The 20,293-nt window shown below is 55.6% G+C and carries 17 protein-coding genes; 3 read left to right on the plus strand and 14 right to left on the minus strand.

The window, feature by feature from the left end; translation table 11 throughout:
* Nucleotides 1-91: 91 nt before the first annotated feature.
* A complete protein-coding gene (gsk, locus tag OGX80_RS04300) occupies nucleotides 92-1,396 on the plus strand; it encodes an inosine/guanosine kinase (RefSeq protein WP_047458391.1) in 1,305 nt (434 codons plus the stop codon).
* Between the two features lie 90 nt (nucleotides 1,397-1,486).
* Here gsk and ybaL read toward each other — a convergent pair whose 3' ends face one another.
* Both ybaL and fsr read right to left on the minus strand, forming a co-directional pair.
* Nucleotides 1,487-3,163: a YbaL family putative K(+) efflux transporter gene (ybaL, locus tag OGX80_RS04305; RefSeq protein WP_012133496.1), complete on the minus strand. Its 1,677-nt coding sequence runs from the start codon at nucleotides 3,161-3,163 to the stop codon at nucleotides 1,487-1,489.
* A 279-nt stretch (nucleotides 3,164-3,442) separates the two neighbouring features.
* A complete protein-coding gene (gene fsr / locus OGX80_RS04310) occupies nucleotides 3,443-4,663 on the minus strand; it encodes a fosmidomycin MFS transporter (protein ID WP_012133495.1) in 1,221 nt (406 codons plus the stop codon).
* Nucleotides 4,664-4,837: 174 nt separating this feature from the next.
* Between fsr and ushA the strand changes: the two genes are divergently transcribed.
* Nucleotides 4,838-6,490 carry a bifunctional UDP-sugar hydrolase/5'-nucleotidase UshA gene (gene ushA, locus OGX80_RS04315; RefSeq protein ID WP_115181892.1) on the plus strand — a complete coding sequence of 551 codons (1,653 nt, stop codon included), beginning with the start codon at nucleotides 4,838-4,840 and terminating at the stop codon, nucleotides 6,488-6,490.
* A gap of 81 nt (nucleotides 6,491-6,571) precedes the next feature.
* Here ushA and ybaK read toward each other — a convergent pair whose 3' ends face one another.
* From ybaK to OGX80_RS04365, 10 genes are all read right to left on the minus strand, one after another.
* Complete coding sequence (gene ybaK / locus OGX80_RS04320) at nucleotides 6,572-7,051, minus strand: Cys-tRNA(Pro)/Cys-tRNA(Cys) deacylase YbaK (RefSeq protein WP_012133493.1); 480 nt, start codon at nucleotides 7,049-7,051, stop codon at nucleotides 6,572-6,574.
* A 200-nt stretch (nucleotides 7,052-7,251) separates the two neighbouring features.
* Nucleotides 7,252-8,046: a TraB/GumN family protein gene (locus tag OGX80_RS04325; protein ID WP_047458383.1), complete on the minus strand. Its 795-nt coding sequence runs from the start codon at nucleotides 8,044-8,046 to the stop codon at nucleotides 7,252-7,254.
* Between the two features lie 143 nt (nucleotides 8,047-8,189).
* Nucleotides 8,190-10,694 (minus strand): copper-exporting P-type ATPase CopA, encoded by a 2,505-nt coding sequence (copA, locus tag OGX80_RS04330; RefSeq protein ID WP_115181891.1) that lies wholly within the window; start codon nucleotides 10,692-10,694, stop codon nucleotides 8,190-8,192.
* A gap of 138 nt (nucleotides 10,695-10,832) precedes the next feature.
* Entirely contained in the window at nucleotides 10,833-11,603 is a 771-nt protein-coding gene (locus OGX80_RS04335; RefSeq protein ID WP_115181890.1) for a heme ABC transporter ATP-binding protein, read from the minus strand.
* Nucleotides 11,600-12,592 (minus strand): FecCD family ABC transporter permease, encoded by a 993-nt coding sequence (locus OGX80_RS04340; RefSeq protein WP_115181889.1) that lies wholly within the window; start codon nucleotides 12,590-12,592, stop codon nucleotides 11,600-11,602. Before OGX80_RS04340 ends, OGX80_RS04335 begins: the two co-directional genes overlap by 4 nt.
* Nucleotides 12,593-12,642: 50 nt before the next feature.
* Nucleotides 12,643-13,266, minus strand: coding sequence for an anaerobilin reductase (gene chuY, locus OGX80_RS04345; protein ID WP_012133484.1), 624 nt, complete (start codon nucleotides 13,264-13,266; stop codon nucleotides 12,643-12,645).
* A complete protein-coding gene (gene hutX / locus OGX80_RS04350) occupies nucleotides 13,266-13,760 on the minus strand; it encodes a heme utilization cystosolic carrier protein HutX (protein WP_012133483.1) in 495 nt (164 codons plus the stop codon). Before hutX ends, chuY begins: the two co-directional genes overlap by 1 nt.
* 12 nt (nucleotides 13,761-13,772) lie before the next feature.
* Nucleotides 13,773-15,110, minus strand: a complete 1,338-nt coding sequence (hutW, locus tag OGX80_RS04355) for a heme anaerobic degradation radical SAM methyltransferase ChuW/HutW (protein WP_115181888.1) — start codon at nucleotides 15,108-15,110, stop codon at nucleotides 13,773-13,775.
* A 20-nt stretch (nucleotides 15,111-15,130) separates the two neighbouring features.
* A complete protein-coding gene (locus OGX80_RS04360; protein WP_012133481.1) occupies nucleotides 15,131-15,955 on the minus strand; it encodes a heme/hemin ABC transporter substrate-binding protein in 825 nt (274 codons plus the stop codon).
* 2 nt (nucleotides 15,956-15,957) lie between these two features.
* Nucleotides 15,958-18,084 (minus strand): TonB-dependent receptor, encoded by a 2,127-nt coding sequence (locus OGX80_RS04365; protein WP_012133480.1) that lies wholly within the window; start codon nucleotides 18,082-18,084, stop codon nucleotides 15,958-15,960.
* A 282-nt stretch (nucleotides 18,085-18,366) separates the two neighbouring features.
* Here OGX80_RS04365 and cueR point away from each other — a divergent pair, with 282 nt between their 5' ends.
* Entirely contained in the window at nucleotides 18,367-18,783 is a 417-nt protein-coding gene (gene cueR, locus OGX80_RS04370) for a Cu(I)-responsive transcriptional regulator (RefSeq protein ID WP_110494574.1), read from the plus strand.
* Here the strand turns inward: cueR and OGX80_RS04375 are convergent, their stop codons facing one another.
* Both OGX80_RS04375 and OGX80_RS04380 read right to left on the minus strand, forming a co-directional pair.
* Nucleotides 18,784-19,236 carry an NfeD family protein gene (locus tag OGX80_RS04375; RefSeq protein WP_012133478.1) on the minus strand — a complete coding sequence of 151 codons (453 nt, stop codon included), beginning with the start codon at nucleotides 19,234-19,236 and terminating at the stop codon, nucleotides 18,784-18,786.
* Complete coding sequence (locus tag OGX80_RS04380) at nucleotides 19,233-20,150, minus strand: SPFH domain-containing protein (RefSeq protein ID WP_012133477.1); 918 nt, start codon at nucleotides 20,148-20,150, stop codon at nucleotides 19,233-19,235. Before OGX80_RS04380 ends, OGX80_RS04375 begins: the two co-directional genes overlap by 4 nt.
* Nucleotides 20,151-20,293 lie beyond the last annotated feature (143 nt).

Here is a 20,293-nt window from a genome sequence, read left to right on the forward strand (position 1 = left end):
CCGTCCGATATTGAAACTCCGCGCCTCGTCGCGCGGGCAGGGGGGAATGTGCTACCATGCACCGCTCAGTTATCCACCTGTAAACACAATCATGAAATTTCCCGGTAAACGTAAATCCAAACACTATTTCCCCGTTAATGCCCGTGACCCGCTGTTGCAACAAATTCAGGCTGAAAATGAAACCAGCGCGTCATGGGTGGTTGGTATCGATCAGACGCTGGTGGATATTGAAGCGAAAGTCGATGATGACTTTGTGAAACGTTATGGATTGAGCGCCGGGCATTCTCTGGTGATTGAGGATGATGTCGCAGAAGCGTTGTATCAGGAGCTGGTGCGTGAAAACCTGATCACCCACCAGTTTGCCGGTGGCACCATTGGTAACACTATGCACAACTACTCGGTGCTGGCGGACGATCGCTCCGTTCTGCTGGGCGTGATGTGCAGCAACATTGAGATTGGCAGCTACGCCTATCGCTATTTATGTAACACATCGAGCCGTACCGACCTCAACCACCTGCAAGGGGTTGATGGCCCCATTGGCCGCTGCTTTACGCTGATTGGCGAATCCGGCGAGCGTACCTTCGCCATCAGTCCCGGCCACATGAACCAGCTTCGGGCGGAGAGCATCCCGGAATCGGTGATTGCGGGCGCATCTGCGCTGGTGCTGACCTCCTATCTGGTGCGCTGTAAACCGGGCGAGCCGATGCCGGAAGCGACCATGAAAGCCATTGAGTACGCGAAAAAGCATAATGTGCCGGTGGTGCTGACCCTGGGGACGAAGTTTGTTATCGCCGATAATCCGCAGTGGTGGCAGGCGTTCCTCAAAGAGCATGTCTCCATTCTGGCGATGAATGAAGAAGAGGCGGAAGCGTTAACCGGCGAGAACGATCCGCTGCTGGCGTCTGACAAGGCGCTGGACTGGGTGGATCTGGTGCTGTGTACCGCCGGGCCGATTGGGTTGTATATGGCGGGCTTTACCGAAGATGAAGCGAAACGCAAAACCCAGCACCCGCTGCTGCCGGGGGCGATTGCCGAGTTTAATCAGTATGAGTTCAGCCGTGCGATGCGGCATAAAGATTGTCTCCATCCGCTGCGGGTCTACTCGCACATCGCCCCGTACATGGGCGGGCCGGAAAAAATCATGAATACCAATGGCGCGGGAGACGGCGCGCTGGCGGCGCTGTTACATGATATTACCGCCAATAATTATCACCGCACCAATGTGCCTAACTCCAGTAAGCATAAATTCACCTGGCTGACTTATTCGTCTCTGGCGCAGGTGTGTAAGTATGCGAACCGTGTGAGTTATCAGGTATTGAACCAGCATTCCCCGCGGTTGACGCGCGGTCTGCCGGAACGGGAAGACAGCCTCGAAGAGTCTTACTGGGATCGCTGAGTTATTGCCCGATGGCGCTGCGCTTATCGGGCCTACAAGAAAATCGTAGGCCGGATAAGGTGATTACACCGCCATCCGGCATCACACCGTTTAACCCGTCACCACTTCGCCTGCGGGCGGGGTTTCCAGCAGCTCCAGCATGGTGCGGGCAATTTCACGCTCGCCCATTACCACCTGATTCGCCCCGCGCTCGGTGATGTATTCCACCTCATCGTCATAATGCGCGCGTGCGATAATCTCAATATGCGGGCATTTCTCGCGGGCGGAGGCCACGATTTCACCGGCCTCGTAACCGTTCGGAATGGTCAGCAACAGCCAGCGAGCGCAGTCCAGATGCGCCAGGTTCATGATCTCTTCGTTAGCGGCATTCCCCAGTACGGCGCGAATACCGCGTTCACGCAGCTCATCCACGCGGGTACGTGAGGTTTCAATGACCACCAGCGGAATGCCTGCCGCCATCAGTTTTTCGCCCAGCAGACTACCGACGCGGCCAAAACCGACCAGCAGCGCGTGGTTGCAGATATCCACCGGAATCTGTTTCTCTTCTTCGATCGCTTCTTCCAGCGTCTGCTCTTCCAGCGTTTCCGTTTTGGCGAGGTATTTCTCTAACAGCGCAAACAGCACCGGGTTGAGCATAATCGACAGAATCGCGCCCGCCAGCACCAGGTTCTGCCCTGCCTGCGGCAGCAGATCCAACGCCATGCCCAGACCTGCCAGAATAAAGGCAAATTCACCAATCTGCGCCAGGCTGGCGGCGATGGTCAGCGCGGTGCGCGGCGAGTGCCCGAACAGGCGAACCAGGAAGAAAGCGGCAACCGATTTACCAAAGATAATAATGGCCAGCGTAGCCAGTACCGCCATCGGCTGTTGAATCAGGATTAACGGGTCAAACAGCATCCCGACGGAGACAAAGAACAGGACCGCAAAGGCGTCGCGAAGCGGCAGCGTATCGTGCGCGGCGCGGTGGCTCAATTCTGATTCGTTTAACACCATCCCGGCAAAGAAAGCGCCCAGCGCAAAGGAGACATCGAACAGCTCGACGGCGCCAAAGGCGATGCCCAGCGCCAGCGCCAGTACGGAAAGGGTAAACAGTTCACGGGAGCCGGTGGCGGCGCTGCGCGCCATAATCCACGGCACCAGACGGCGCCCAACCAGCATCATAATGGCGATAAACGCCACCACTTTACCGATGGTGATACCCATATCGACCGCCAGCGACGCGAAACCGACATCGCCTTTTTCCAGCATTCCCGCCACGGCGGGCAGAAGAACCAGCGTCAGAACCATCACCAGATCTTCCACAATCAGCCAGCCGATGGCGATTTGCCCGCGCTGACTGTCAATAAGCTGTCTCTCTTCAAGCGCGCGCAGCAGCACCACGGTACTGGCGGTTGAAAGACATAACCCGAAGACGATACCGGTCATGAGCGACCAGCCCAACACCGCTGAAAGCGCCATACCCAGCAACGTCGCCACGGCTATCTGGGCGATCGCGCCGGGAATGGCGATGGCCTTTACCGCCATCAGATCCTTCAATGAAAAGTGCAACCCGACGCCGAACATCAGCAGGATTACGCCAAGCTCCGCCAGTTCAGGCGCAAGTTTGGTATCCGCGACAAAACCCGGAGTAAATGGCCCCGCAAGAACGCCCGCTAACAGATATCCCACCAGAGGAGAAATACGCAGTTTATTGGCAAGCATGCCGAGTATAAAAGCGAGCACGAGGCCGCCAACAATGGTGGTAATAAGCGGGGTGGCGTGATGCATTCCGTCTCCTTTGGTCGTTATGTTGATCCATTTTTGGTCGCCCTGGCGTCATCGCTCGCACAGCCTCACAAGCGATGGCGCCAGAGAAACCAAAATTCCAGGTAATAGTTTATGACAATTTCGATGTTTATGTTTATGAATAATTGTTGAAATTTGATGAAAAGTGGAATTTAGAATAAAAAAGGCACGGATTGGAAAACTGGCGGGGTGTCTGTGAGCTAAAGGCTTACGGTGACTGGAAGAGAGTGCGACCAAAGTTTACCTTTGGCCGCAGGAAAATCAGGCTTTATGTCGGTTGTCAGGCAAGAATATGGTCAGTATCCCCAGAAGTGGCAGGAAAGCACATATTTTGTAGACCAAATCAATACTGGTGTGGTCGGCGAGCAGGCCTAATACCGCAGCGCCAAGGCCTCCCATACCGAACGCGAAACCGAAAAAGAGCCCAGAAACCATACCGATACGCCCCGGAAGCAGTTCCTGCGCATACACCAGGATGGCAGAAAAGGCCGATGCGAGGATAAAACCAATTATCACGGTTAAAATCCCCGTCCAGTGCAGGGTTGCATAGGGTAAAACGAGAGTAAACGGCGCTACACCCAGAATTGAGCCCCAAATAACATATTTTCGGCCTATTTTATCACCCAGAGGCCCGCCGATTACCGTTCCAGCCGCAACGGCAAACAGGAAGGCAAACAGATGAAACTGTGCGTTTTGTACCGATAATCCGAATTTTTGCATCAGATAAAAGGTGTAATAGCTGCTGATGCTCGCCATATAGAAGTATTTGGAGAAAATCAGGACTAACAGCACGCTGACGGCAAGTATCACTTTATTGCGCGGCAGCGGATTGACGATGGTCGCCTTCGGTTTTCCTTTACTTATCCGGTGTTGCGCGGCATACCAGCGGCTGATCTGCGCCAGCACAATAATGGCCAGCAACGCGGCCAATACAAACCAGGCCACATTACCTTTGCCATATGGCGCGATGATGACAGCAGCCAGTAGCGGCCCCAGCGAACTGCCGAAGTTGCCGCCAACCTGGAAGATGGATTGCGCCAGCCCGTGGCGCCCGCCGGAGGCCATACGCGCCACGCGGGAAGATTCTGGATGAAATACCGAAGAACCGGTGCCGACCAGCGCCGCCGCCAGCAGCACGGCGCCAAAACTGCCCGCCAGCGCCAGCAGTACCAGACCGCTCAGCGTAAAGCACATCCCAATGGGGAGCGACCACGGCATGGGATATTTATCCGTCCAGTATCCGACGACCGGCTGGAGCAGGGAGGAGGCGAGCTGGAAGGTCAGGGTAATCATCCCTATCTGCATAAAGGTCAGGGAAAACTCTGATTGCAGCAGCGGGTAAATCGCTAAAATTAGCGACTGGATCATATCGTTCAACAAATGAGACAGGCTGATCGCGCCTAAGATGCCAAACGAGGTGCGTGCTTTAGTCGCCGCAGCAGAGGCGCCCGCTAACGGCTGGGTTGGTTCACTCATTGCCATAGAATGTCACTTCTGTTTTGTTTGCGATGTTGGGGATAATCGAATTTGTAATTATTACTCGACTAACATACCTGTGGACGGTGTTTGAAGGAAGTCTCAATTCTGAAAACATTTTCGACTATTATTTCAGATCATTGTAATTTCAGCGGTTGATATTGAGTCAGGGAGAGAAGCATGAAATTTTTGAAACGGGGTGTGGCGCTGGCATTGTTTGCCGCGTTTACGCTGGCAAGCCAGCCTGTTCAGGCTTATGAAAAAGATAAAACCTATAAAATCACCATCCTGCATACTAACGATCACCACGGCCATTTCTGGCGCAGCGAATACGGCGAGTACGGTTTATCGGCGCAAAAAACGCTGGTGGACGGCATTCGCAAAGAGGTCGCGGCTGAAGGCGGCAGCGTGCTGCTGCTTTCCGGCGGCGACATTAACACTGGCGTACCGGAATCCGACTTGCAGGACGCGGAACCTGACTTTCGTGGTATGAACCTGATTGGCTACGATGCGATGGCCGTCGGTAATCATGAGTTTGATAATCCGCTTAGCGTGCTGCGTCAGCAGGAAAAGTGGGCCAAATTCCCCTTCCTCTCCGCCAATATCTACCAAAAGAGTACCGGAGAACGCCTGTTCAAGCCCTGGGCTATTTTTAAACGCCAGGATCTGAAAATCGCCGTCCTCGGATTGACGACGGACGACACCGCGAAGATCGGTAACCCGGAATTCTTCACCGATATCGAGTTCCGTAAACCGGCTGAAGAAGCGAAGGTGGTGATTCAGGAACTGCAAGTGAATGAAAAGCCGGACATCATTATCGCCACTACCCACATGGGGCACTATGACAACGGCGATCACGGTTCGAACGCGCCGGGCGATGTTGAAATGGCGCGTAGTCTGCCAAAAGGCTCGTTGGCGATGATTGTGGGTGGTCACTCACAGGACCCGGTGTGCATGGCGTCCGAAAACAAAAAGCAGGTTGATTATGTGCCGGGTACGCCTTGCGCGCCGGATAAGCAGAACGGCATCTGGATTGTGCAGGCGCATGAGTGGGGGAAATACGTTGGCCGCGCGGACTTTGAGTTCCGTAACGGCGAGATGAAAATGGTCAACTATCAGCTCATTCCGGTAAACCTGAAGAAGAAAGTCACCTGGGATAACGGGAAAAGTGAGCGCGTACTTTACACCCCGGAAATTTCAGAAAATCAGCAAATGCTCTCGCTTCTGACGCCATTCCAGAACAAAGGTAAAGCACAACTGGACGTGAAGATTGGCAGCGTCAATGGTCGTCTTGAAGGGGATCGCAACAAAGTTCGCTTTGTGCAGACTAATATGGGCCATCTGATTCTGGCCGCGCAAATCGCGCGCACCAGCGCCGATTTCGGCGTGATGAGCGGCGGGGGGATTCGCGACTCCATTGAAGGCGGCAACATTACCTATAAAAGCGTGCTCAAGGTGCAGCCGTTTGGCAACGTTGTGGTCTATGCCGACATGAGCGGTAAAGAGGTGATTGATTACCTGACCGCCGTCGCGCAGATGAAGCCGGATTCCGGGGCGTATCCGCAGTTTGCGAACGTCAGTTTTGTGGCGAAAGACGGCAAACTTCATGACCTGAAAATTAAAGGCGAGCCTGTTGACCCGGCGAAAACCTACCGTATGGCGACGCTGAGCTTCAATGCGACGGGCGGCGACGGGTATCCGCAAATTGATAATAAACCGGGATACGTGAATACCGGGTTTATTGATGCGGAAGTGCTGAAAGAGTACGTGCAGAAGAACTCACCGCTGGATGCCAGCGCGTATGAGCCGAAGGGCGAAGTCAGCTGGCAGTAACAGGGCGTAGTGCCGGTACGGGTCAATGCGGTTTGTAGGCCTGATAAGCGTAGCGCCATCAGGCAATCATTCTAAAATCGCTTAATCCCGGCGAGCGATATCGGCGAATTTCGCATCCAGAATTTTGGCTAAATCGCCCGCCGCCAGCTCGATGTCCAGCCCGCGTTTGCCGCCGGAAACATAAATGGTGGCGAACGTTTGGGCCGGTGCGTCAATCAGCGTCGGCAGCCGTTTTTTCTGCCCCAGCGGGCTGATGCCGCCAACCAGATAACCTGTCGTCCGTTGGGCGACCATCGGATCGGCCATATCGACCTTTTTAGCCCCCAGCGCTTTCGCTACTTTTTTCAGATCCAGCTGTCCGGCAACGGGCGTTACCGCGACCGCCAGGTGCTTCATATCGCCGTTTACGGCAACCAGCAGCGTCTTGTAAACCTGATCAGGATTCAGGCCTAATTTGCGCACCACTTCATCGCCAAAATTGGTTTCTGACGGATCGTGATCGTAGGCGTGGATCTGAAAAGTAATGTTGTTTTTTTCGAGTAATTTTACGGCGGGTGTCATAGCAATTATTCCTGGCCCAGACAAAATACCCTTAAAGCATACGCCTGATGGTGGTCTAAAAAATAGTACCATCTTGCGCAATAGTATTGGCAGGATGGTGACTTTGAGCGACAATCGACATAACCAGGGCGCTACGTCCTGGCATAATAATAACGATGAAATTCCTCTTTGACGGGCCAATAGAAATATTGGCCATTTTTTTAACGCATTAGCGCAGGCAAATTGCCTTCCCCGTAAAGATGAAGCGCGCCGACCGCCACGACGTACCGACCCGGCGGCATGGCATGCAGACGCTCCCGCCAGGCGACATTTCGCTGATGCATCAGCACATCATACAGCGACTGACTGAAGGTATTCGGCAACGAAATAGCATTATTCTGCGGGGGCGATTTCAGCCACCAGCTCATCATCTGTTGCAGCAGTCTGGCGTTGGTATGCCAGTGCGTCAGGGTATCATCCAGTAGCGCCAGTCCGTTATCAGGGAGCTGGCACAGCAGATCGATCTGGCTGGAAGCGCCTTCCAGTTCGATGATCGGTTTTTGCGCCTGTTTTGCCGTTTTCAGCAACTGGTAATCAATACCGTATTCCGGTCGCAGCCCCAGTTGTTGCGCCTGAGTCGCCTGCAATATCATGGCGATTTGCCATAACGGCTGGGTCGAAAAGAGAGAAGGGGAAATGCCCAGTTCATGGGTGATTTTATGCAGGCGCTGACGTAACTCGTCGCTAATTCGCTCATCCAGGTCGGCAAAGGCAGGCAGGTCGGTAAAAGGCGAATCGTTGCCTGAAACATCGGCTTCAACAATCAGCGCGTCCGCCTGCCTGAGCTTTTTAAGCAGTTTTGCCGGAAGGGGGGCCATATCGCGCGTTCCCATGTGAATACTGCCCACAAGATGAAAACAGCGATCGCCGGGTAACATGATGTCGATGGCAGGCCAGGTATAATGGTTGCCGCGCAGTGCAGCCCATAACGCTTTTACCCGGTATAACAGATCCATACGCCCTCCCTTAGTGGAAAACCATGCTAGCGTGTGGCTCTGGAAGGTGCAATGCGTGAAATGCCGGATGGCGACGCAAAAGCGTCTTATCCGGCCTACGATGAGAGTGCTGCGTAGGCCGGATAAGCGTTAGCGCAGGCGCCTTATTCTTTTGGTTTAAAGCGCAACAACCGGTTGGCGTTGCTCACCACGGTAATTGAGGAAAGCGCCATTGCCGCGCCTGCCACAACCGGGTTAAGCAGCGTGCCGGTGAACGGCCACAGAATCCCGGCGGCAACGGGGATGCCGATGCTGTTATAGATAAACGCGCCGAGCAGGTTCTGCTTCATGTTTCGCAGGGTCGCCCGTGAGATGGCCAGCGCGTCAGCTACGCCCATCAGGCTATGGCGCATCAGGGTTATCGCCGCAGTTTCAATCGCCACGTCGCTGCCGCCGCCCATAGCGATGCCGACATCCGCCTGCGCCAGCGCCGGTGCGTCGTTGATGCCATCGCCGACCATTGCGACCTGACGCCCCTGACTTTGCAGACGCTTAATCGCATCGGCTTTACCGTCCGGCAGCACGCCCGCGATCACCTCATCAATCCCGGCTTCTTTGGCAATGGCGTTGGCGGTGGTCGGGTTATCCCCGGTTAACATCACCAGACGATACCCGGCGCGGTGCAGGCGCTGAAGCGCTGCGACGCTGTCGCTGCGCAGCGGATCGCGGATCGCCAGCAGCGCCGCAGCTTTTCCGTCAATCGCCAACAATACGGGCGTTGCCCCCTGAAAAGCCTGCGCTGAAATTTCAGCGTCCATTGCGGTCGTGACAACCTGTTGTTCATTCAGCAGCGCCTGATTGCCTAACAGCAACGTATGCCCGTCCGCTTCGCCGCTAACGCCTAAGCCACGTAGCGTCCGAAAGTTATTCACCTGAGGCAGGGTGGCGTCGGCGGCTTTTTCCAGGATAGCGTGCGCCAGCGGGTGGCTGGAGCCTTGTTCCAGCGCGGCCGCCAGACGTAAGGCGTTCGCCTCATCGGTATCGCCAAATGTCCTGATGGCGACGACCTGCGGTTTACCTTCCGTCAGCGTACCGGTTTTATCAAATATCACGGTGTCCAGCGTGCTGGCGCGTTGCAGCGCGTCGGCATCGCGTACCAGGACGCCAAATTCAGCGGCGCGTCCGACGCCAGAGATAATCGACATCGGTGTCGCCAGGCCCAACGCACACGGACAGGCGATAATCAGGACGGTGGTGGCGATCACCAGCGTGTAAACAATTTGCGGCGCCGGCCCAAAGACATACCAGATACCTGCGCTCACCAGGGCAATCACCACCACGACTGGCACGAACACCGAGGAGATTTTATCGGCAAGCTGACCGATTTCCGGTTTGCTGCTCTGTGCCTGGCGCACCATGCGAATAATGCGCGACAGGGTGGTATGGCTGCCGACTGCGCTTGCGCGAAACAGCACGCTGCCGTCCTGCACCACGGTTCCGGCATGAACGCTGTCGCCTTCGCCTTTCTGCTGCGGGATCGGTTCGCCAGTGAGCATCGCTTCATCCAGCCAGGCTTCGCCCTGAGTGATTTCTCCGTCTACCGGCACACGGTCGCCGGTGGTCAGACGCAGCAACATGCCCGGCTGTACATCCGCCAGAGGTACGCTTTTTTCACCGTCATCAGTGACCACGCGCGCCGTCGGCGGGGTTAAGTCGAGCAATTTTTCCAGCGCTTTAGAAGAGCGCTGACGCGCGCGGGCTTCCAGCATGTGTCCGAGGTTGATCAGACCGATGATCATCGCACTGGCTTCATAATAGAGATGGCGCGCTTCCATCGGGAACCACTGCGGCCACAGGTTGACGCTCATCGAGTAGAGCCAGGCCACCCCGGTGCCGAGCGCCACCAGCGTATCCATCGTGGCGGTGCCGTTCATCAGGCTTTTCCATGCGCTGCGGTAGAAGTGTCCGCCCGCAAAAACCATCACGGCAAGGGTCGCCAGGCCGATTGCCAGCCACAGGCTGCGGTTATCGGCAGTGACCATCATGTTGTCGCCGAGCATCCCCCAGACCATCACCGGCACGCCGACCAGCAGCGCGACAATCGCCTGCCAGCGGAAGCGTTTCATGGTAGCGAGTGCGGTTTCCTGCTGGCGTTCGCGGCGTTTAACGTCATCTTCGATCGCTTCTGCGCCGTAGCCTGCTTTCTCTACCGCCTGCACTAAATCTGCGGCGGACGCGCTGCCCATTACCAGCGCAGTGCGTTCCGCCAGGTTTACCCGTGCCTGTGTGACGCCCGGTACGCTTTGCAACGCGTTTTGCACCCGGGAAACACAGCTGGCGCAGCTCATGCCGCTTAACAGCAGCTGTTGGCTTTCATCATCATCGGCCGTCGCTGCCGGAAGCTCAGGGGGAACCGCTGTCAGTGCTTCCGACGGGATTGATGACTCCGCCAGCGGTTTAGCCTTTGGGTGGCTTAACTCCGCGCCGTAACCGGCTTGTTTAATGGTTTCAATAAGCGCTTCGGCACTGGCGCTGCCGGTAACGTGCGCTTCAGTTACCGTGACGTCTGCCTGTTCAACGTCAGGACGTTGTTCAAGACTTTCTTTCACGCGTTTGACGCAGTGGCCACAGGACAGACCGTCCAGGGTCAGGTCGATAGTTTGAGACATAACACACTCCTTTATGACAGGATTAACTGACTGTGATAAAGGGTAAACCTTCCATCAAGGGGAAGGTCAAGCGAGTTTTATTAAGCAGGGAAACATTTCTGTAAAAACGGGAGCGCCACGGCTGACGCTCCCGCTAAGTCAGTGATCCAGAACGATGAACGGAGTGTGATTTCCCGGTTCGTTTAAAACCGTGATATCCGCGCCGTAAAGCGTTTTCAGCGCCTGTTGTTTCAGCACCTCCTGCGGCCTGCCGTTATCAATAAGGCGGCCGTTTGCCATCAGCACCACCCGGTCGGCATAGCGTGCGGCAAGATTGAGATCGTGCAGCACGCAGCAGACGTTGAACTGCCGTTCACGCACCAGTTGGCGCAGCAGACGGAAAAGATGCTGCTGGTGGTGAATATCCAGCGCGGAGGTGGGTTCATCCAGAAACAGCCATTTGGGCGAGGGCTCGGGTTCCCAGAGCTGAACCAGCAGGCGCGCCAGCTGTACCCGCTGCTGTTCGCCGCCTGACAACTGCCGGTAATCACGCGAGGCCAGCTGGCTGCAATCGCACAACGCCATGATGTGCTCGGTTTCATCGCGTGGATTATGCGTCCGATGAGGATGCCTGCCCATGCGAATGACTTCCCGAACGCTGAACGGAAACGCCATGTGGCTGTTCTGGCGCATTACCGCGCGGGTCTTCGCCAGTTCCGTCAGCGGCCATTCGGTCAGCGGCTTGCCCAGAAGCGTACAGCGACCAGAGTCGGGCTTCAGATACCCGGTAAGCTGGCGCAGCAGCGTGGATTTCCCGGCGCCATTCGGCCCTAAAATAGCGACGATTTCACCACCAGGCAGAGTCAGCGAAACATTGTCCGTTAAACGGCGTCCATGAATGCTGTAAACCAGATTTTGGGCATCAATCATACCACCCTCCGGCTGTTCAGAATGAGCCACAGGAACCAGGGGCCGCCAATCAGGCTGGTCAGAAGGCCGACCGGCATCTCCGCAGGCTGTACCAGCGTGCGTGCCAGCGTGTCGGCAACCAGGAGCAAACATGCCCCTGCAAGTGTAGAGCAGGGAATGAGCCAGCGATGGTCTGCGCCGATGATCATGCGAATTAAATGGGGAACCACCAGACCGATAAAGCCAATTACGCCGCTTACCGAAACGGCAGCGCCCACCAGCAGGGAACTGAGCAACAACAGCTGCTGACGTTTACGCTTTACGTTTACCCCCAAATAGTGCGCCTCTTCATCCCCTAATTGCAGCAGGTTCAGCGTCCCGGAAAGACAGGCGGTGGCGGCGATGGCGGGCAGTGCGAACGAACTGGCCACCAGTAGCGTCGGCCACTGCGCCTGACCGAGGCTGCCCATCATCCATAGCGTCAACTGACGTAATTGCTGTTCGTCGCCAACATAGCTCAGTATGCCGATAGCCGCCCCGCACAGCGCATTAATCGCAATCCCGGCCAGCAGCAGTTGCATCATGCCGCCGTGAGCGTGGCGCAGGCTGATCAGAAAAATAACCGCGCAGACCACCACGCTGCCTGCGACGGCAAAGATCATCTGTTCATAGAGCGCCAGAACGAAGGGCAACGAAAGAGGGAAAACGATCGCGACGCCGACCATTAACGCAGAGCCGCTGCTGACGCCGAGCAACCCCGGATCGGCCATCGGGTTGCGAAAAAGTCCCTGCATGATCACGCCCGCCGTCGCCAGCGCGCCGCCAACCAGCACGGCCAACAGAACGCGGGGCAAACGGATGTTCAGCCAGATATCCCGGTACTCTTGGTTAAACAGCGCGCTGAAGCTGATGTTCAGCGCCCCCTGGCTGGCGCCGAACAGCACCAGTGCGATCAGCAAGAGTGAAAGCCCCGTCAATACACTGAGGGAAGAGAGTGAATCCTTGAACACTCGAATCTCCATAACGTCATTGCGGCGCGGATGTCCGCGCCGCGAGGGGATCACACCGGCTTTAGTTCAGGCTCAACCAGACTGTAGATCTGATTGTTAAGCGCAGGCGCGCAGGCCAGTTCATGAATATGGGCGGCGACATCCGCACGCATCACAAACCCGTGGCACTCCTGTCCCTGGTAGCGCTGCGCTTTACCTGTCGCATCGCCATTCAGTAAACCGCCTGGCCGCAGGATGGCATAATCCAGCTGACTGGTTTGCAGCCAACTTTCCGCCAGCGTTTTTTCCCGCACGGCCTGGCCGAATGCGGCTTTCGCGCGAGGGGATAAAAATGCCCAACTGTCGCCGCATCCCAGCGACGTCACCAGAATCATGCGTTTGATGCCCACTTTTTCGGCTTCATCAATAACGGTTCTGTGCGCCAGATAATCCTGGTTTCCCCCCATTGATGAAATGACAAGCGCCTCCGGCCCTGCGGCATGGCAGGCGCAGGACACGACGCTTGCGTCGCAGGCATCGCCAATAAATACCTGAACGCCTTTGCTTTGCAAAAGGGCCGCGGTTTCCGGGTGACGAATCACGGCAACGACCGGGCGCTGTTGCGCCAGCGCGAGTTCAAGCGTTCTGGCACCCACGCCTGTACCGCCGGCACCGAAAAGTAACCACGGCGTCATCAGGCGTTTTCCTTCAGAGAGGAGGCCAGTGTGCGGAAGGCGTCAACCTGTTCGCCCAGTAGCTGACGATGCTCGTCGCGACCGAGGAAGACTTTAAACATGGCGCTGCCCGCCTGGTTGAGGAACAGAATAGACGCAGTGTCCATGCCCATAAACTTGCGTTCCACTAAGGCGATGTGCGTGCAGTTTTCCGCTTTGATATGGCCGGTCATGCCTTTTTTACCGCGCAGATTGAAATAACCGTGACGATGGAAGCCGGAGGGCAGTTCACCGGTAAATTCGAGAATGACATCGGCGGTGTGCACCAGGGTTGTGACTTTGCCCCATTCGCTGACGGTGTCCCAGACGGTATCGAATTTATCGCCGCTGACCAGGGTATGAGAGGGCAGGTTTTTGACTACGTCTAAAAGCGTGGTGTTGTACTGTGCGGCGATCGCTTCCAGCGTTCCGTCCGGCTCAGTGCGCAAAAAATCCTGTAAAGAGACATGGCTCATAAGTTACTCCTTTTATGGTTTATCTACCGCGATGCGCGGTGCGTTAATTTCCTGAATCAGCTCGTCAAGAGACTGCAAAATATTGCTTGCCCAGAAGCGTCCTTCGTTGGTCAGACGCAGGCAGGTTGACGCATCGCGGGTCAGCCCCGCGTTGTGCCATTGGGTCAGTAACGGAATCAGTTGCTCCGCGTGAGGCGTCAGCTCATCAAGCGGTACGCGCGCCGTTTCAATCCCCGCCTGTAACGTATGGCGCCACTGAAAGCCGCGTTCGGCGGTACGCATCATCATCATTAACGGCTTTTTCCCGGCGGCGATAGTTTCATGCCAGGTGGAAAGGTTTCTCTCCACCATCCAGGAGTAGCCGTTGACCGAACCGCCTGCGCCGGAGCCGAAGGCGAGGCAGTCAGCGCCTTGCTTGATCAGCAGGTTGTACAGGTTGCGTTCTCGGGTGGTACGCGCCCAGTGGCTGTTGCTGATGCAACGCCAGCCCGCGCTATCCATAAAATCGCAGCCCTGAAGGTAGAGGTCGCGACGCGCTGAGGGGGAAGGAACGGTCGTCCGGCCACTTTCAACCGCTTTACCGAGCGGCGTATTGGGAAGCAAATTCAGCGCATACAGATCGATCCCATCCAGCCCGATATCGCGGGCTATCGCCAGATCTTCGCCCCACAGGGTGGCATCCTGACCGGGCAGGCCGAACAGCAGATCGCACACCACGGCGGCGCGATCCCGCCGCACCAGGCCGTTCATAAAGGCGATGGCGGTTGGGCCGTCCGAGGTGCGCGCCATTTTCTTGCGGATCTTGCTGTTGAAAGACTGAATGCCGATAGAAAACCGATTGGCGCCCGCATCAAGACAGGCATCAACACGGGCATCATCAAAGTTGAGCACCCGACCTTCGATAGTGATTTCGCAATCCGGCGCCAGCGGCAGTTTTTCACGCAGCGTGGTGATGATCCTGGCCAGATCCCTGGCCGACAGCGCAGATGGCGTTCCGCCGCCGAAATACACCGCATGAATGGGCGCTGACTGGTGCAGCGTGCTGTCGGCTTCCATCTCTATTTCACGTAGCAGAGCGTCGGTATAGCGTGCGCAGTGATCCTCTTCAAAGCGGTTCTGATAAAAACCGCAGAAAGTACAGTGGGTTGCGCAAAAAGGGATATGTAAATACACCAGTCTTTTGCGCGGTGGAACGGTCTGGCTGATGACGTTCTGCCAGGTTTGCGACAATTGCTCTTTTGCAACAGGAATCGCACCACGCCACGGCATCGTGGCCCGACGATCCTTAAAGGGCTGGTTCCCCTCCAGCGCGAAATGTGGAGTGAGATCCAGCGTGTGTTGAGTATTCATAATTGTAATGCCAAATCCATTTAATGAGGCCAGAGTTGCTGGTGCAGAGTTTCAACGGCGTCAGCGACGCGGGGACCCATCCCCAGAATCAACGCCTGATCAATGGCGACGATCCGCTGATTTTTCCAGGCGGAGGTATGGGTGATACCGGCAATGGCGCGCAGGCGATTGATGTCGCCCTCGACCATCTGTGATGTCACAACAATCACCTGCGGGTTTGCCGCAATCAGCGATTCCGCGCTGTAACTTTTATATTGCGCATGCTGGGCGACATTCTGCGCGCCAGCGAGGGTCAGAATCGCGTCAGCGACGCTGCCCTTACCGGCGATCTGCGGGGCGCTGCCCCCCGCAGAAAGAATAAACATCGCCTTAACCGGCGCGCCTTTCGCCTTCACGCTGTCCTGCACACGATCCAGCCGCTGGCGAATGCGGTTAACCAGCGCGTCGCCCTGTTCAGGAACCTGGAGCGTGTTCGCCAGGGCATGAATATTGGCATACATCTGGTCAACGGTGGCCGGAACGCGCGGCAGGGTGACAACGTTGACTTTCTGGGTGCGCAACTGCTCCAGCACAATATGAGGGCCCGCGTCCTGCCAGGTGATAAAGCTGTCCGGGCGCAGCGATAAAATGCCCTCACTGTTCAGTTGCTTCCAGTAGCCAATATGCGGCAGTGCAGCGGTTTCGGGGGGATAAGAGGTGGTTTCATCCACCCCGACAACGCGATCGCCGATGCCCATTGCAAAAATAAGCTCGCTGAGAGAACCGCCCGCCACCACCAGTCGTTCGGCCGCCTGCACGCTGAAGGCGCTAACCAGCGCCAGCAAGCCAATGACAAGTCTCTTCATCGTCAGAAATTCCACGCAAAACCAATCGCCGCGTTAAAGCCCGCCGCTGGAATGGATTCATGAGCGGTCTGGTAACGTTTATCGGTCAGGTTGTTCAGCGCCAGATTGACCTGATACTGATCCTGCGGACCAAACTCAGTATTAAAGGCGAGGTTAAGCGTCGCCCAGCCCGGATAGCGAATTTCAGTCTCTCCCGTGTTGTCTTTGGCGCTGGATGCCGCACGGATGAAGAGATCGGAAGTGATATTCGCGGCATTGAGCAGCAGCGTGTGTTTCAGACCTGCGCGGCCTGTCAGCATCGGTTCGCCGGTATCCCAGGTTTTCTGCACGTCGCCTTCATACTGACGACGAATCAGGTTGCCGCTCAGATAAGGTGATACGGCCCAGGCGTTGTATTCCGCCGTCAGCTCCATCCCCCAGGTTTTGGCGCGGTCAATGTTGTCGTAGTAGTAGGATGAGGTGCTGCTGCCATTACAAATTGCTTGCCCTGAACAGGCGAGACTGGCGATATAGTCTTTGGCTTCGGAGTAGTAAATCGCCCCGTCAATCAGCCACATATTGCCTTTGTAACGCGCACCCAGTTCATAGTTATTGGAGTGCTCAGCCTTCAGGTCAGGATTGCCATAGGTGATTCTGCCGCCCGCAGACGTTTGCATAAACAACTGAACCAGCGTCGGGAAGACATATCCCTGAGCATAGGCTGCGCGTAGCTCAAGATTATCAAAACCGGAGTAACGCAGGCTGGTTGAGGTGACTAACTCATCGTCATGCGCTGACTTTCCACCGGATGACTGCCAGGTTGTGCCGCTCAGACTGTCGCTACGGTTCAGTTTAGAAGAGAGCCAGTACTGACGTGCGCCGACGGTCCAGGTCCAGTCATCGGCAAAACGCCAGTCGTTTTGCGCAAATATTGAGGCGTTACCTTGTTCAGCCTCAATATGTGACAGGGTATTGGTCTGGATATCGAAGACGCCGGTTGCCGCTGTCTGACGCGTGCTGCTATTGGTGTCCTGCTTCACTTTGTCGTGCTGATACTGCGTCCCGATAACCAGCTCGTTGTTCGCTGGCAGTGAGAAGTTGCTCTGTAACGTCACACCCTGCGTGTACTGTTTATCATTGGTGTTGGTCTGATTGCTGACTGTCAGCGCCTGAATCATCGGGCTTGGGATGACCTGGGTGGTTTTTACCCGATTCTCAAATTTACGCTCAATGGTCTGGCTGTAAGCGTCGAGGTGGATTTTTTTCAGGTAATCGCCATCGGCATCATAGTCATAGAAAACGCCGACCTTTTCGCGTTCCAGTTTCGGAATACGGACGCTGAATTCGTCATACTGGTTATCCGCATCGCTAATCCAGGTTTGGGTAGACGTTTTGTAGCGATCGAGTGATAGTCCAAATTTATGGCGATCGAGATTGTAGCCAAGCCAGACGCCCTGGCTGTTGTTGCGGAAATTGGTGTTGGGCAATCTGCCGTCAGGCGTGTCGCGGTTGCCCTGATCGGAATAACTGCCGTTAATGCGGTAGTCAAAGTTGCCGATGCTGCCCCAGGCGGCGGCCGACTCCTCCCAGCCTGCGGTCGCGGAGTTGTAAACGGCTTTGACGCTTCCGCCAAGCGGCTTATCGCCGCCTTTTTTCGTAATAAAGTTCACCACGCCGCCAATGGCCTGCGAGCCATAGAGCACCGAGTAGGGGCCTTTAACGATTTCAATACGCTCAAGCGACGATTCATCAATGAGCAAGCCGGCGCCGTAGTTTTGCCCGGCGCGCTGATAGCTGACGACCTGGCCGTCAATCAAAATTAATACGCGTGAAGAGGCTTCGCCGCGAATGCGGATCTGTTTGCGTCCTGCCAGAGAGTTATCAGTAACCTCAACGCCGGGGATGTCCTGTAGGTCGTCCGCAATCGACACGCTGGTGGAATTCTGTATGGCCTGGCGGTCGATAACCTGAATCGTGGCCGGGCTTTCCCAAAGGCTACTTTCTGAGCGGTTAGCGGTGACGATTAACGTGTCGTCATCCGATACTTTATGATGTTGTGCTGTAGTTGTCGTGGCTGCTGAAACAGCACCTGAAACGCATAATGTCAGGGCCGAAAGAATAAATGGCCGTTGGCTAATCCGTGGCAACATGTGAGAACCTTTATGAGTATGTAAATGATCATCATTATCATTCGTGTTTATATAGAAGATGTATCCACAAGTTCAAGGTTGAAAGGTGTATAATTAATACACCTTTGATCTGTATCAATATGTTGCAAGCAAGACAGCCATAAGTGTGAGCGAGATCGCACATAACAGTAGGATTGATAAGGATTTATTGCACAGGCGCCAGGGGCATTCCACCCCGTGATAGCATGGGGGCGATGTGGGTTATAATGAGCTTCGGCATCAACATGCTCTGCGGGGGGAGATGTGAATATTAGCGATGTTGCGAAAAAAACAGGCTTAACCAGCAAGGCCATTCGATTTTATGAAGAGAAAGGGCTGGTGACGCCGCCGCTGCGCAGTGAAAACGGATACCGCACTTACAGCCAGCAGCATTTAAACGAGTTAACGCTGTTGCGTCAGGCGCGTCAGGTCGGTTTTAACCTGGAAGAGTGCGGTGAACTGGTGAATTTGTTTAACGATCCGGGGCGCCATAGCGCAGATGTGAAAAAACGCACGCTGGAAAAGGTCGCTGAGATTGAACGCCATATCAGCGAATTGCAGGCTATGCGCACGCAATTACTGGCCCTGGCGGAGTCATGCCCGGGTGATGACAGCGCCGATTGCCCGATCATTGATAATCTTTCCGGCTGCTGTCATCACAAAGGTAAAGCCCACCGTTGATCACACGGCCCTAATGCGCAACGTTATCCCTTCGATGGCAATCACCTCCACCTGCGTTCCGGCGCTCAGATCCGCGTCGGCGCTGACGGGCCAGGAGCTGTCGCCGACGCGCATGTGGCCGCGTCCGTTGACCAGCGCGGTTTCCAGAATAAAGCGGTGGCCTACCAGCTGTTTCCCGCGTTGATTAAGGTGACTGTCAGCCGGTTTTTGCTCACGCACGCGCCGTGCCAGCCACTTCCACCACAGCCAGGCCGCCAGCAGCGTCAATACGGCGAACATAACGCCTTGCCACTCCCAGCCGAGCGGCACCAGCCAGACCACCAGGCCAGTAATCACGGCGGCGACACCGCTCCACAGCAGGTAGCCGTTCCCTCCCAGCATCTCGGCGGCCAGCAGTAGCCCACCAAGACTCAGCCAGAAAATATGCGGGTGAACCAGAATCATCGCTATCATGATTTGTTCCGTTCGCTGGTGCTGTCCTTGATAAGTTCGGTGATCCCGGCAATGGAGCCCATCAGACTGCTGGCGTCCAGCGGCATCATGACAACCTTACTGTTGCCCGACGAACCAATCTGCTGCAACGCTTCGGTGTATTTCTGCGCCACGAAGTAGTTCACCGCCTGAATATCCCCGGCGGCGATCGCTTCAGAGACCATCTGGGTGGCGCGGGCTTCCGCTTCGGCGGAACGTTCACGCGCTTCAGCCTGTAAGAAGGCAGACTGGCGTTCGCCTTCCGCTTTCAGGATCTGCGACTGTTTTTCACCCTCAGCTTTCAGAATTTCAGCCTGGCGCACCCCTTCCGCCTCCAGAATGTAGGCGCGTTTGGTACGTTCCGCTTTCATCTGGGCGTTCATGGATGAAATCAATTCCGCCGGTGGACGAACATCGCGGATCTCAATACGCGTAACCTTGACGCCCCAGGGATTGGTGGCCTCATCGACAATGTGCAACAGGCGCGTGTTGATGCTGTCGCGCTGGGAAAGCATTTCATCCAGCTCCATTGACCCCAGTACGGTACGGATGTTGGTCATGGTGAGGTTGATAATGGCCAGCTCAAGATTGCTGACTTCATAGGCCGCGCGCGGAGCGTCGATAACCTGAATAAAGCACACCGCGTCAATGGTGACGTTGGCGTTATCTTTTGAGATAACCTCCTGCGACGGGATATCGAGTACCTGTTCCATCATATTGATCTTGCGACCAATTCTGTCCATAAACGGCACCACCAGGCTCAGGCCTGGTTGCAGGGTTTTGGTGTAACGGCCAAAACGCTCCACGGTCCACTGGTATCCCTGTGGGACAATTTTGACGCCTGCGCCGACTATCACCAACGCCACGAAAATGAGAATAGGGATAAAAATAAGCATTGATAAACCTCCTGTCGTGCTGTCCATGTAAAAAAACGGTCTTTGCGGTCTGTTTAATCAAATTATACCCGATTAATCAAAGTGAGTTCCCCTCTTATAAATTACAGGGATACACTGTTTACTTTAAAGATGTGAAAAATGGA

Origin of the sequence: Citrobacter sp. CK194 (genome assembly GCF_030333395.1) — a bacterium.
Lineage (GTDB): Bacteria > Pseudomonadota > Gammaproteobacteria > Enterobacterales > Enterobacteriaceae > Citrobacter_B > Citrobacter_B koseri.